General features: G+C 63.0%; 12 protein-coding genes. 8 read left to right on the forward strand and 4 right to left on the reverse strand.

The features are described from left to right. Positions 1–4 precede the first annotated feature (4 nt). Genes leuS through PVW51_RS01360 form a run of 4 tightly spaced genes read left to right on the forward strand, consistent with a single transcriptional unit; the run spans position 5 to position 4620 of the window. Positions 5–2551: a leucine--tRNA ligase gene (leuS, locus tag PVW51_RS01345; protein WP_274573296.1), complete on the forward strand. Its 2547-nt coding sequence runs from the start codon at positions 5–7 to the stop codon at positions 2549–2551. Then, positions 2538–3020, forward strand: a complete 483-nt coding sequence (lptE, locus tag PVW51_RS01350) for an LPS assembly lipoprotein LptE (protein ID WP_274573297.1) — start codon at positions 2538–2540, stop codon at positions 3018–3020. The genes leuS and lptE overlap by 14 nt, the downstream gene beginning before the upstream one ends. Then, positions 3017–4015: a DNA polymerase III subunit delta gene (gene holA / locus PVW51_RS01355; protein WP_269363437.1), complete on the forward strand. Its 999-nt coding sequence runs from the start codon at positions 3017–3019 to the stop codon at positions 4013–4015. Before lptE ends, holA begins: the two co-directional genes overlap by 4 nt. An 11-nt stretch (positions 4016–4026) precedes the next feature. Further along, positions 4027–4620, forward strand: a complete 594-nt coding sequence (locus tag PVW51_RS01360) for a glutathione S-transferase family protein (protein WP_274573298.1) — start codon at positions 4027–4029, stop codon at positions 4618–4620. A 208-nt stretch (positions 4621–4828) separates the two neighbouring features. Here PVW51_RS01360 and PVW51_RS01365 read toward each other — a convergent pair whose 3' ends face one another. From PVW51_RS01365 to PVW51_RS01380, 4 genes are all read right to left on the reverse strand, one after another. Continuing rightward, positions 4829–6007: a TIGR03862 family flavoprotein gene (locus PVW51_RS01365; protein WP_274573299.1), complete on the reverse strand. Its 1179-nt coding sequence runs from the start codon at positions 6005–6007 to the stop codon at positions 4829–4831. Next, the gene (locus PVW51_RS01370) at positions 6004–7335 is read right to left on the reverse strand and encodes a mechanosensitive ion channel family protein (protein ID WP_274573300.1); all 1332 of its coding nucleotides are present in this window, start codon (positions 7333–7335) and stop codon (positions 6004–6006) included. Before PVW51_RS01370 ends, PVW51_RS01365 begins: the two co-directional genes overlap by 4 nt. 141 nt (positions 7336–7476) lie before the next feature. Beyond that, a complete protein-coding gene (locus tag PVW51_RS01375) occupies positions 7477–8091 on the reverse strand; it encodes an enoyl-CoA hydratase/isomerase family protein (RefSeq protein WP_274573301.1) in 615 nt (204 codons plus the stop codon). After that, positions 8088–8837 carry an SDR family oxidoreductase gene (locus tag PVW51_RS01380; RefSeq protein WP_114276090.1) on the reverse strand — a complete coding sequence of 250 codons (750 nt, stop codon included), beginning with the start codon at positions 8835–8837 and terminating at the stop codon, positions 8088–8090. The genes PVW51_RS01375 and PVW51_RS01380 overlap by 4 nt, the downstream gene beginning before the upstream one ends. Positions 8838–8986: 149 nt before the next feature. Here PVW51_RS01380 and PVW51_RS01385 point away from each other — a divergent pair, with 149 nt between their 5' ends. From PVW51_RS01385 to PVW51_RS01400, 4 genes are all read left to right on the forward strand, one after another. Further along, positions 8987–10513: a hypothetical protein gene (locus PVW51_RS01385; RefSeq protein ID WP_274573302.1), complete on the forward strand. Its 1527-nt coding sequence runs from the start codon at positions 8987–8989 to the stop codon at positions 10511–10513. Positions 10514–10802: 289 nt separating this feature from the next. Beyond that, a complete protein-coding gene (locus PVW51_RS01390) occupies positions 10803–11654 on the forward strand; it encodes an alpha/beta fold hydrolase (protein ID WP_274573303.1) in 852 nt (283 codons plus the stop codon). Positions 11655–11937: 283 nt separating this feature from the next. Then, positions 11938–13284, forward strand: coding sequence for a TldD/PmbA family protein (locus PVW51_RS01395; protein WP_274573304.1), 1347 nt, complete (start codon positions 11938–11940; stop codon positions 13282–13284). Further along, positions 13271–14047, forward strand: coding sequence for a 3'(2'),5'-bisphosphate nucleotidase CysQ (locus PVW51_RS01400; protein WP_274573305.1), 777 nt, complete (start codon positions 13271–13273; stop codon positions 14045–14047). Before PVW51_RS01395 ends, PVW51_RS01400 begins: the two co-directional genes overlap by 14 nt. Positions 14048–14056: the final 9 nt, after the last annotated feature.

Consider the following 14056-nt stretch of genomic DNA (forward strand, 5'->3'; position numbering starts at 1 on the left):
GGCCATGATCCGCTATACCCCCGCCGAAATCGAAGCCCGCTGGCAATCCGCCTGGGAAAAGGATGGCATTTTCCGCGCCGTCCGCGATGTCTCCAGGCCCAAGTATTATGTGCTGGAGATGTTCCCCTACCCCTCGGGCCGGATTCACATGGGGCATGTGCGCAACTACACGATGGGCGACGTGATCGCGCGCTACAAGATCGCCACCGGGCATAACGTGCTGCACCCGATGGGCTGGGACGCCTTCGGGATGCCTGCGGAAAACGCCGCCATGGCCATCGGCGGCCATCCCAAGGACTGGACCTATGGCAACATCGACGACATGCGCGGCCAGATGAAACCGCTGGGCCTGTCGATCGACTGGTCCCGTGAATTCGCCACCTGCGACCCGGAATACTATGGTCAGCAGCAGGCGCTGTTCCTCGATTTCCTCGATGCGGGCCTTGTCTATCGCAAGAACGCCGTGGTGAACTGGGACCCGGTCGACATGACCGTGCTGGCCAACGAACAGGTCGAGGCGGGGCGCGGCTGGCGATCTGGTGCTTTGGTGGAACGGCGCGAGCTGACGCAATGGTTCTTCAAGATCTCGGATCATTCGGAAGAACTGTTGGAGGCGCTCGACGGGTTGGACAACTGGCCCGCCAAGGTCAAGCTGATGCAGGCCAACTGGATCGGCAAATCGCGTGGGCTGCAATTCGCCTTCTCCACCATTGACGCGCCGGACGGCTATGACCGGATCGAGGTCTATACCACGCGCCCCGATACGCTGATGGGTGCCTCCTTTGTCGGCATCTCGCCCGATCACCCGCTTGCCAAGGCGCTGGAGCGGGACAATGCCGATGTCGCGGCCTTCTGCGCAGAGTGCCGAAAGGGCGGCACAACCGAAGAAGCCATCGAAACCGCCGAGAAGCTGGGCCTGGATACCGGTATCCGGGTGCGCCACCCGTTTGACACGGCGCATGACCTGCCGGTCTATATCGCGAACTTCATCCTTATGGATTACGGCACCGGGGCCATTTTCGGCTGCCCGGCCCATGACCAGCGCGATTTTGAATTTGCGACCAAATACGATCTGCCGATCATTTCGACCTTTCTGCCGTCAGAGGAAGCGCCCGAAGACCTCGAAGAGGCCTTTGTGCCCGCCAAGGACGAAAAGGTCTTTTACAACCGCGGATTCGCGGGGGAGCAGTGGCAGACTGGCAACGAAGCCATCGACGCCGCGATTCGCTTTTGCGAGGACAATGGCGTGGGCCACGGCGTAACCAAGTTCCGCCTGCGCGACTGGGGCCTCAGCCGCCAGCGGTATTGGGGCTGCCCGATCCCGGTGGTGCATTGCGACAGCTGCGGCGTGGTCCCGGAAAAGAAAGAGAACCTGCCGATCGAACTGCCCTATGATGTGGATTTCGACACGCCCGGCAATCCGCTTGACCGGCACCCGACCTGGCGCGACTGTGCCTGCCCGTCCTGTGGCGCGGCGGCGAGGCGCGAAACCGACACGATGGACACATTTGTCGATTCCTCCTGGTATTTCGCCCGTTTCACCGCGCCCCGCGCCGAAACGCCGACAAACATGGAAGATGCCAAATACTGGATGAATGTGGACCAGTATATCGGCGGCATCGAACACGCGATCCTGCACCTGCTCTATTCACGTTTCTTTGCCCGCGCGATGCAGATCACCGGACACCTGCCGGAAAGCGCCATCGAACCCTTTGACGCGCTGTTCACCCAAGGCATGGTGACACATGAGATCTATCAGACCCGCGACGACAGGGGCCGTCCTGTCTATCACCTGCCCGAGGATGTCACCGACGGCAGGCTCGCGGATGGCACCGAGGTCGAGATCATACCCTCGGCCAAGATGTCGAAGTCCAAGAAGAACGTGGTGGACCCGCTGCACATCATCTCGAACTATGGCGCGGATACTGCCCGCTGGTTCGTGCTGAGCGATTCCCCCCCCGAGCGGGACGTGGAATGGACAGCCTCGGGTGCCGAAGCGGCGTTCAAGCACCTGTCGCGGGTCTGGAACATCAGCGACCGGATCGCGGCGATGGATGCCGATGCCGGGGGAGAGGGTGACGAGGATCTGTTGCGCGCCATGCACAAGACCATCCATGACGTGACCATGGGTGTCGAAAGTTTCGGCTTCAATGCGGCGATTGCGAAACTCTACGCCTTCACGGCAACCTTGCAGAAATCCAAGGCGGGCCAGAGCGCCCAGCGCGCAGCGATCATGACGCTGGCGCAGCTGATGGCCCCGATGACCCCGCATCTGGCCGAGGACATCTGGGCCAGGCAGAACGGCGAAGGCCTGATTGCTACCGCCCCCTGGCCGAAGGCTGACGCGGCAATGCTGGTTGACGATACCGTCACCCTGCCGATCCAGATCAACGGCAAACGGCGTGCGGAAATACAGGTGCCCGCCGATATGCCGAAAGAAGAGGTTGAAAAGATCGCGCTGGCCCATGAAGCTGTGATCAGAACCCTGGATGGGGCCACCCCGAAGAAGGTCATCGTTGTGCCCGGACGGATCGTGAATGTCGTTGCTTGACCGCCGTACCGTTTTGCTTGCCCCGCTGGCGCTGGCCGCCTGCGGGTTCGAGCCGGTCTATGGACCCGGCGGCAGCGGCAGCGCCTTGCGCAACCGCGTGCTGGTGGATGAGCCGGATGACCGCAACGGCTATCTGCTGACCCGAGAGATCGAGGAACGGCTGGGCCGTACCAGCGCCGCAAGCTTTGGCCTGGCGGTCAAGATTGCCACGACCGAGGAGGGGCTGGCCATCGATTCGGCGGGCAACATAACCCGGTTCAACCTGCTGGGTGCGGTGGAATTCGCCCTGCGGGATCTGACCACAGGCCAGATCGTGACCTCCGGCACCGTCGAGAATTTCACCGGCTATTCCGCCACCGGCACAACCGTTGCAACCCTGGCCAGCGCGCAGGATGCACAGGAACGCCTGATGCGCATCCTGGCCGAGCAGATCATCGCAAGGCTTTACGCCGCGCAGATCCCCGCATGAAACTGTCCCCGCGCGAGGCCAACAGCTATTTCGCCAAGCCGGACGCGGGCAAGACCGGCCTGCTGATCTTTGGCAGCGACGCGATGCGTGTCGCGCTGAAACGGCAGGAATTCCTGAAATCCCTGCTGGGTCCCGATGCGGAAGAGGAAATGCGCCTGACGCGAATCCCTGCAGCCGAGCTGCGCCGCGATCCCGCGATGTTGCTGGATGCGATCAAGGCGGTGGGGTTCTTTCCCGGACCGCGTGCGGCCTTTGTCGAGGACGCGAACGACAATATCGCCAAGCCGCTGCTGGATGCGCTGGGAGACTGGCAGCCCGGCGATGCGCAGATTGTCGTGTCAGGGGGCGACCTGAAGAAGACCTCGAAGGTGCGCAAAGCCTTTGAGAGCCACCCGAATGCCTATGCGGTGGCGATCTATGACACCCCGCCAGACCGGGCGGAGATCGAGCGGCTGCTGGCAGAGGCCGGGCTGCGCCCCGAACCCGATGCCATGGGCGCGCTGAGCGAACTGGCCCGCACGCTTGATCCCGGCGATTTCCGTCAGACCCTGGAAAAACTGTCGCTTTACAAGCTGAATGACCCAACCGCCCTGACCGGGCAGGATGTTGCCGCCTGCGCGCCGACATCGACCGAGGCGGATGTGGATGACATCCTGCATGTGGTGGCCGAGGCCCGCGCGGGCGACATCGGGCCGGTGATGAGCAAGTTGCAGGGACAGGGCGTGAACCCGGTGACGCTGACCATCATGGCGATCCGCCATTTCCGCACCCTTTACCGCATTGCGGCATCCCCCGGCGCGCCCGTCTATGGGGTGCGCGACCGGGACCGCGCCATGCGGCAGGCCAAGGCCTGGGGTGCGGCAAAGCTGGAAACCGCGCTGACGGTTCTGACCGATACCGACCTGACCCTGCGCTCGGCAGCGCAGACCGCGCCGGCGCTGGCACTGGTCGAACGCGCCTTTATCCGCCTCGCGATGCTGGGCGCTCAACGCTGAAAGGAACAACGATGTACAAGGTGATTGGTGCGACCAGATCCCGCGCTTTCCGGGTGATGTGGATGCTGGAGGAACTGGGCGAAGACTACCAACAGGTGGATGCCGGGCCGCGGTCCGAAGAAGCGTTGAAATACAATCCGCTGGGCAAGATTCCGGCCTTTGTCGACGGCGATGAGATCCTGACCGATTCCGTGGCGATCATGACCTACCTCGGCGACAAACATGGCAAGCTGACGGCCCCGGCAGGCACCCCTGCCCGGGCGCGGCAGGATGCGATGACATTCTGGCTGGTCGATGAATTCGACGCGATTCTCTGGGCGGCCGCCAAACACAGTTTCGTTTTTCCCGAAGACCGCCGGGTGCCCGAGATCAAGGACAGCCTGAAGGCGGAGCTGTTGCGCTCGGCCGATGTGCTGGCGGAGCGGCTGGAAGGGCCATTCCTGATGGGGGACCAGATGACCCATGCGGATATCCTGGCCTGTCACTGCGTAAACTGGTCGATCGGTGCGAAGTTTCCGCGTCTGAATGACAAGCTGGGCGCCTGGGCCGCCCGGATGCGGGACCGGCCCGCGTTCAAGGCCGCGCAGGAAAAGGGTGCGGGGTAAGATCTGGCGTTTCGGATGCGGAAGGCTTCGGCCCCTCAAGGTGCATTCACGCTTTCGACATTCACACAGACGGCAGTCACACCTGCAAATGAAGACATGTCAAAAATGACATGTCTTCATTTACGGAACGTTAGTGCTTTTCCATCGCGTTGCGGAAAAGCGGCTCGATAACCGGAAGAACCTGTTGTCGGGTGGCAAGAACCCCGGATCAGACCCCGGCCCAGGTTGCGGCCTGCTGCCCGGCCCAGCGCCCGGTCGCGAGGCAGGCATTGATCAGATAGCCCCCTGTCGGCGCCTCCCAATCCAGCATTTCCCCTGCCACAAAGACACCCGGCACCGCGCGCAGCATCAGATTGTCATTCAGCGCGCCAAAGCGGACGCCCCCGGCGGTCGAGATGGCCTCCGCCATCGGGCGCAGCCCGGCGTGGCTTATCGGTAGCGCCTTCAACACCCGCGCCGTGGCCCGCAGGCCATCGGGCAGGGGCCGCGCCATTTCCTGTATCAGCGCGATCTGCGCCGGTGTCAGCTTCAACACCTTCCGCAAATGGTTGGCCAGGCTGGCCTTGCCACGCGGCTTTGCCAGGCGTGTCGTGATCTCCGGCACGGAGAGATCCGGCAACAGGTCAAGCAACAGATCATGCCCTTCACGGACCCCGCGGGAGACCGAATAGATGCCGCCGCCCTCCAGCCCGCGCGCCGACAGGCTCGCCTCGCCCCGCGATTGATAGGGGCCGGCGGACCATGCCCCGCCTTTGAGCGGCGCGCCGAAGTGCTTGGCCATGTGGTCAGACCAATCCACCGCCACGCCGGCATTCGCAGGGGCAAAACCCGCCAGATCGACACCACGGGCGCGCAATATGTCGGCCCATGCGCCGGTCGCGCCCAGTCGGGGCCAGCTTGCGCCCCCAAGGGCCAGCACGGTCACATCTGCCTGCAGCGTCTCGACACCCCCGGGCGTGTCGAATGCCAGTGCCGCGCCCTGCCAGCCCTGCCAGTGCCACCGGGTGCGGGTCTGCACGCCAAGCCCGGCAAGGCGTTCCAGCCAGGCTCTGAGCAATGGCGAGGCCTTCATCGCCGTCGGAAAGACCCGGCCTGTCGATCCGGAGAACACCTCCTGGCCCAGCCCGCGCGCCCATGCCTGCACGGCGCTGGCGTCGAATGCCGCGATGATCGGGGACAATGGGGCTCGTGCCTCGGCATAGGCTTCCATGAAGGGTGTGAACGGCTCGTCCTTTGTCAGGTTCAGGCCGGATTTGCCGGCCATCAGGAACTTGCGGCCCACCGATGGCTTGGCATCGCAGAGCGTGACCGCAAGACCGGCACGTCCCAGCATCTCTGCCGCCATCAGACCAGCCGGGCCTGCCCCGATCACCACAGCGCGGCTCATGCCTCTGCCTTGGGCAAACCGCCTTTGATCTCGACCACGCGCTGGGGAAAGGGAATCTCGATCTTCGCGTCCTTGAGCGCGTTCCAGATCAGGAACAGGACGTCGGAGGTGTATTTGTTCGGCCCGTCGTCCAGCCCGTTGACCCAGAACTCCACCGCGAAATCCACACCGCTGTCACCGAAGCCGCGCAGCTCGCAATCGGGCGGATAGGGTTCATCAAGCACCTCCGGATGCGTGGCCACTGCGGCCTCCACAAGGGCCGGCACCTTGTTGATGTCGGTGTCATAGCTGACAGAGAATGCTGCCTCGTATCGGTTGGCCGACCCGGAATCGGAGTAATTCGCCACACGAGTGGTGATGAAATCTTCGTTCGGCACCACGATCCAGCGGCCATCGAAGGTTTCCAGAATCGTGGCCCGGGCCATCATCTTGACGATTGTGCCCGCTTCGCCGCCGTCGAGTTCCACGAAATCACCGACCGTCGCCTGCCCCTCGACCAGCAGGATCACGCCAGAAATGAAATTCGACGCGATCTTTTGCAGGCCGAACCCCAGCCCCACACCAATGGCGCCGCCCAGAACGGCAAGGGCCCCCAGGTTGATGCCCATGATGTTCATCAGCAGCAGGAAGGCCACGGCAAAGATGGTGAATTCGACCGTCTTGATCAGCAATTGCCGGATCGACGGGCGCATCTCCTCTTTCTGGGCGATGATCTGCGTGGTCTGGGTGTTCGACCATTGCCCGAGCCAGAACAGGAAGGTCCCGGCGATGACCCCGCGCACGACGGTGATCAGCGAAAAGCGGATGTTGCCCACGCCCACGATGGTTTCGGTCAGCGCCGTGTTCACGACATCCATCAGCCCCACGGCATAAATCGCCATGATCGGAAGCAGGATAAAGCGGCCCATGGTCTTGAGCAGCGGATCGGTGATCATGTCGCGGACCAGCGCCCGCGCGGCCAGGAAGAGGAACACCCGCTTGCCAAAGGCGATGACGGCGCCGGAATCGAACAGGGACCTGACGATGCTTTCCCCGATGCCCGTCAGGGCATAGGCCAGCAGCGGAGAGAGCAACGGCAGAAAGCGCAGGATAAACCGGCGCGGCGTGGCAAAGACACCGGCTCTGTCGTCAGGTTCTATCAGCCGCTGCAATGCTGGTTTCATCCGCGTCGAAATCAGCACCGCAAGCAGCCATGCGACCACAAGCAATGCGAATTGGGACCAGGCCGCCGGGCTCAGCAACCAACTGAGCGCCAGTTCCCAGCCCTGCACGGCATAGCCATAGGTCTGCTGCACGATTTCAGGTTGCGCAGAAAGGTCGAACTCCATCACCGGACCCTTGTAACAAAAAGCAAATACGCCATCCTCATGCCCGGACGGCGGCAAAGGATCAAGGATATTGCAAAGGGTCAGAACCTGCCGCATCCGGATTGGTCCGTCCGGATGCAGCGGCGCGCACCAAAGGGGTCCTTAGCCTGAGCGGCACATCTGCTTGATCCCGGCTGCGATCTCGGGCTTGGCGGCAACCGTGTCGGCGCTCAGGTCGCGGGCATGTTCCAGCAGTTCCTCAGGCGCGACGATCCGGTCGATCAGGCCAAAGGACAGTGCTTCTTCGGCCGTGATCTTTTGCCCGCCCATCAGGATCAGCTTGGTGCGCGCAGGGCCGATGAGGGCCGCCATGCGCAGCGGGTCGGACGGCTGCGGCAGGAACCCCAGCTTCATCACCGGATAGAAAAACCTGGCCTCCGGCACGGCGATGCGGATGTCGCAGGCCAGCGCCATGCCCATGGCACCGCCCGCCAGGGTGCCGTTCAGCGCCGCGATGGTCAGCCCCGGCAGGGAGGCAACCGCCCCGGACAGCCGTTCCCAGACATCGGAGGTGGCCAGCCCCGCGCGGGCAGCCTCCAGATCGGCACCGGCGCTGAAAACGCGGCCCGTGCCGGTCAGGATCACCGCCCTTGCCTCTGTTGCCGCCTCCATCACCTCTGCCAGGTCGCTGAGCATGGCATGGGTCAGCGAATTGGCCTTGTCCGGGCGGTTGATGGTGACGGTCCAGATACCGTCTGCGCGGTCGCAAAGGATCATATCAGGCCGACGGCGCGGCGGATGTCCTCGTCGCGCAGGGAAATTTCGTCTCCCTTGAACCGGTCCGCCTCCGCGCTGCACATCCACAACAGGCAGCGTGCGGGCCAGTCGGCGGGAATGTGATCTTCCCAGGCCAGCTTGCTGACCGGGTTGATGCCGGAGGCCTTGATCTCGCGCTGCATCTGGGTGGCGACAGTGCCGGGCGACAGGCCAATGGCGCGGATGCCATGTTCGGCCTCTTCCTTGTCCAGGCAGCGGTTCAGCATGTTGACCGCCGCCTTGGAGGCGCAATAGTGGCTCCAGCCTTCGATCGCGCCATGGGCGGCACCGGAAGAAATTGTCAGGATCGACCCGCCGCCCGCTTCGCGCATCGCAGGCAGCACCGCATGGATGCCGTTGAACACGCCCTTGAGGTTGATGTCGATCACCTGACCCCAACCGGCAGGATCGGCGTCGGCGAGGCGGGAAATCGGCTCGATCACGCCGGCATTGTTGATCAGCACGTCCAGACTGCCGAATGCGCTTTGGGCGGTGGCGACCGCCGAAGACATTTCACCATAGCGCGCCACGTTGCAGGGAATCGCAATCGCCTTGTCGCCGATTTCCCCGACCAGATCGCTCAGCGCGTCCTGAGAACGCGCCAGCAAGACGACATTTGCCCCTGCCTGGGCGAAAACCCGCGCAGTTTCGGCGCCAATGCCACGGCTCGCACCTGTGATCATAACTGTCTTGCCGGTCATATCCATTGGATCGCTCCTTTGATCGGGGGATGTTTTGCATAGGGTCGTTGCCCTGTGGTAAAGCTGTGAAATGCGATGGTCCACCCCTGCACGGTACTTGACCCTTCGCGCCCTTTGTCAGAGGCTCTGGCCACATTTGCGATAAGGATTTTCCCATGTTTCGTCTGAACTCCGCTTCCATTGGCCTCGCGTTGCCCGCGATGCTGTTGTCTTCTGCCGCCTGGGCCGATCTGACCCCGTCACAGGTCTGGGGTGACTGGCGCCAGTATATGGAGGGGATGGGCTACGGCATCAGCGCCTCTGAAACTGAGGCAGGTGGCAACCTGACTGTCAGCGATCTGACCCTGGACATGCCGATGCCCGATGAGGGCGGTGCGGTCACCATGACCATGGGCACCTTCGAATTCATCGCGAATGGCGATGGATCGGTGGCAATCGTGATGCCGGACAGATTGCCCATGACAATTTCCGCCACCGGCACCGATACCGACCCCGGCTTTACCATGAACCTGGACTACACCCAGTCCGACCACAGCATGACGGTCAGCGGGACGCCCGAGAACATGACCTATGCCTATGATGCGGGCACCATCGGCCTGAAGCTGACCGAGCTGATGGTGGATGACAAAAGCTATGGCGAAGAAAACGCCAAGATCGACGTCGTTGCGACCGACTTCACCAGCCGGACAACAATGGCCATCGGCGACATGCGCAGCTATGAGCAGACCGGCCAGATCGGCAGCGTCAGCTATGACCTGTTTGTGCACAACCCCGAACAGACCGGCCAGCTTGCCATGGTCGGCAGCATGTCCGAACTGACCCTTGAGGGGGGTGGGCTGATCCCGCTCGACAACCTGAATGCGGCAGATATGGCGGCAATGATCGCGGCGGGCTTTGATATGTCGGGCTCCATCACCTATGGCGCCGGCAACACCGACATCAATTTCCAGGATGAAACCGAAGGCGATTTCGCCGCCACCACATCCTCGCAGGGCGGCGATCTGAGCGTTGAAATGGGCCCAGGCGGCATTGCCTATGCCGGGTCGCAGAAAGACACCAAGATGAACATCAAGGTGGCCGATCTGCCGTTCCCGATCGACCTGAGCATGGCGCGTTCCGGTTTCAAGCTGCAAGCACCCGTGGTCAAATCCGACGACCCGCAGGATTTTGCCTTCGGGATCACGCTGGGCGATTTCGTCATGTCCGACATGATCTGGGGCATCTTCGACCCCACCGGCCAATTGCCGCGTGACCCGGCAACCATCGAGCTGGATCTGAGCGGTCAGGCCAAGCTGCTGGTCAACTACATGGATCCGGAAGCCGCGGCAAACCTTGCGGGCCCTCCGGGCGAGGTCAACGCGCTGACGGTGAACACGCTGGTGTTGGATGCCGCCGGTGCGCGTCTCGAAGGTCAGGGCGACGTGACCTTCGACAACACGGATCAGACCACATTCCCCGGCATGCCGAAGCCTGTGGGCGCCGTTGACCTGTCGCTTGTCGGCGGCAACGGCCTGTTGGACAAGCTGGTCGGGATGGGCATGCTGCCGGAAGAACAGGCGATGGGCGCGCGGATGATGATGGGCCTCTTTGCAGTGCCCGGCACCGAACCGGATACCCTGAGCTCGAAGATCGAATTCACCGAAGATGGCCAGGTCTTGGCCAATGGGCAGCGTATCAAGTAAGCTGCGCGCATCGCATGGACGAAGAGGCGCGGCGCTGTCCGCGCCTCTTTTTATTTGCTATGTGCCCCGGGGCGGCGCATGCCGCGCAATTCTGGCTCTTGCTGGCGAATTTTCTGAATCCTGTCAGGAGGCCGTGCCAGGCAATCCTGGCCCAACTGCCAAGTATTTCCGACAGAGAGCGGACCTTCGACGCAGGGCGCGCAAGTTCCTGCTGGCAGACGAAGTTGCCGTTCGGAAAGTTCAGGCACATATGCTATTGTCCTGCATGCTTGACCTCAATGACACCACCATGATCGAGGTGAACGGAACCAGCCTCGCCACATTCCAACAAGGTCGCGGCGACCCTGTCACGCTTGTCCACGGTGGTGTATCGGACCTCCGAAGCTGGACCGGTCAAATGTCCGCATTGTCGAGGGATTTCCGGGTTCTCTGCTATAGTCGCCGGTTTCACGCACCGAACGCCCCCATTCCGCCAGACCAGCCGGATACGTTCCAAACCCATGTGGACGATCTGGCCGCGCTGATCGACCACCTTGGGACGGCCCCAACCCATATTGTGGCGCATTCGTGGGGCGGGCTGATTGCACTCGTCCTGGCGACGCAACGCCCCGAGATGTGTCGAAGCCTGGTTCTGATCGAAGCACCGAGCGTAACCGTTCATCTGGAAATCCCGCCAAAGCCGCTGCAATTGCTCAAGCTGTTCCTTTCGAACCCGAAACTTGCCGTTGCGATCGCGAAACTGGGTGCAGGGACATTTGGGCCAGCGGAAAAGGCATTTCGAAAGGGGGACGACAAAGCCGCCATTGCACATTTTGGCCGGGGCGTTTTGGGGGATCGGGCCTTTGACGGCCTCTCAGAAGAGCGCTACCAGCAGGTCTGGGACAATCGGGGACCGGACAGAGCGCAGGTTTTATATCATGGCTTTCCCGATTTGCGTAACGTACCACTCTCGCGTGTCACGATGCCCGTCCTGTTGCTTAGCGGAAACTCAAGCCCGGTTGTTTTTCGGCGGTTGAATGATGCTTTGGCTGACAGGCTGCCCAATGCGATCCATCGCATAATACCCAATGCGTCGCATATCGTTCAGGAGGATGCCCCTGATGAAGTAAATGCCCAGATAGCAGGATTCCTGAAAACGTAGGTTGGACCCGATCCCGCCATTCTCTGCATTCTCACGACTGACCGCTTGTCTCCTGCCGCGTCCTTCGGACATAGCGCCACGCGCCTGGGCCGCGATGTGACGCAAAGTCGGCTTTGCCTGGCATCTGACGCCCGGGGGGAAAGCGCAGCTTTGTTCAATTCATGGACAACAAGGGCCGCCAACCCGGCCATACCCCTGCCCGGAGCGCCCAATCGGGGCGCTGCTCTTGCCCTTATGGCCATAGGCGATTACCTCTGCGCCAACCCCGATTGGAGCCTGCCTCATGTCCCAGCCCCTCGATTCGCTGACCAAATCCCTGTTGCTTGCCGCCGGCAAGGCAGGCGCGGATGCGGCAGATGCAAAGGCCGTCCGCGCGACCTCGGTCTCTGTCGACGTGCGCGGCGGCATGCTGGAACAGGCCGAGCGGGCAGAAGGCACCGACATCGGGCTGCGTGTTTTTGTGGGGAAACGATCCGCGACGGTTTCGGCCTCGGATGCCTCCGAACGTACGATGGAGGAAATGGCGGTCCGCGCGGTTGCCATGGCCCGCGAGGCCCCCGAAGACCCCTATGCCGGGCTGGCCGAGCCAGAGCAGCTTGCGCAGCATTGGGACGCCGAAGCCCTGCAACTGGTCGATCCAGCAGAGGAACCCTCGCCCGAGACCCTGCAGGAGGATGCCGCCGCGACCGAAGCCGCGGCACTTGCCGTCAAGGGCGTCAGCCAGGTGCAATCCGCCAGCGCCGGGTACAGCAGGCAGCAGATCTTTCTGGCCACGACAAACGGTTTCGAAGGCGGCTTTGGCCGCACCAACCGCGGGCTGTCCTGTGTTGCCATTGCGGGCAGCGGCAGCGGCATGGAACGTGACTACGATGGCGACAACCGCATTTTCCAATCGGATCTGCGGGATGCCGCCGACATTGGCCAGACCGCCGCACAGCGCGCCCTTGCCCGGCTTGAAGCGCGCAAGCCGCCCACCGGGACCTATCCTGTCCTGTTCGACGAACGCGTCGCATCCTCCCTGATCGGCCATCTGCTGGGTGCTGTGAACGGCAACGCCATTGCGCGCGGTGCGTCCTATCTGCGGCATGCGCTGGGCGAGGCCATCCTGCCCGACCATCTGTCGCTGATCGAAGACCCGCACCGCCCCCGCGTCGGCGGATCGCGCCCCTTCGATGGTGAAGGATTGCCGACACAGCGCCGCATGATCGTCGAGAACGGCGTGCTCATGGGCTGGACCCTCGATCTGGCCACGGCGCGCAAACTGGGCATGGCGCCGACCGGCAACGCGGCACGCGGCACCTCTTCGGGTCCCTCCCCCACCACCTGGAATATCGCCCTGACCCAGGGCGCGGTCAGCCGGGACGACCTGATCCGCGAGATGGGGACCGGTCTGCTTGTCACCTCGATGATCGGATCGACGATCAACCCCAACACCGGGGATTATTCGCGCGGGGCCAGTGGCCTGTGGGTCGAGAACGGTGAGATCACCCATGCGATCAACGAATGCACCATCGCGGGCAACCTGCGGGACATGCTGCGTGCGATGATCCCTGCCAATGACGGGCGTCCGCACCTGAGCCGGGTCGTGCCGTCATTGCTGGTGCCGGGGATGACCCTTGCCGGCGCGTGATCTGCCCCTTCTGATCGACGCGGCGCGCATTGCCGGCCGGGTCGCCACCAGCTTTGTCGGCAAGACGGCGCGGCGGTGGGACAAACCCGGCGATGCGGGCCCCGTGACCGAGGCCGACCTGGCGGTGAACGATGTGCTGCAAACCACATTGCGGCTTGCCCGGCCCGATTACGGCTGGCTGTCGGAGGAAACCGAAGACACCGCCGAAAGACTGGGCAAGGACAGGGTGTTCATCATCGACCCGATCGACGGCACCCGCAGCTTTGTCGAAGGGTCGAACACCTGGGCGCATTCGCTGGCTGTGGCAGAGGCGGGGGTGATCACCGCGGCAGTTGTGTTCCTGCCGATGCGGGACAAGCTCTATGCCGCGGCAAAGGGCGAGGGGGCGACCCTGAACGGCAAGGACCTGCGGGCCGCGCATCAGCCCGACCTGTCGCAGACCACCGTACTGGCCGCGAAACCCGCCTTGATGGACCACTACTGGAAATCCCGCAGCGCCCCGACCTTCAAACGCAGCTACCGGCCTTCGCTGGCCTACCGCCTTGCGCTGGTGGGACAGGGCCGTTTCGATGCGATGATCACCCTGCGCCGCAGCTGGGAATGGGACATCGCAGCCGGCGCCCTGATCGTGACAGAGGCAGGCGGCACCTGTTCCGATCAGACGGGCCGGCCGCTGGTCTTCAACAATGCCGATCCCCGGCTGAACGGGGTGGTGGCCGGGGGCGCACCCGCCCAGGCCGCGCTGATCGCTGCACTTGCCTGAAACGTTTCT

Origin of the sequence: Sulfitobacter sp. PR48 (assembly GCF_028807335.1) — a bacterium.
Taxonomy (GTDB): domain Bacteria; phylum Pseudomonadota; class Alphaproteobacteria; order Rhodobacterales; family Rhodobacteraceae; genus Sulfitobacter.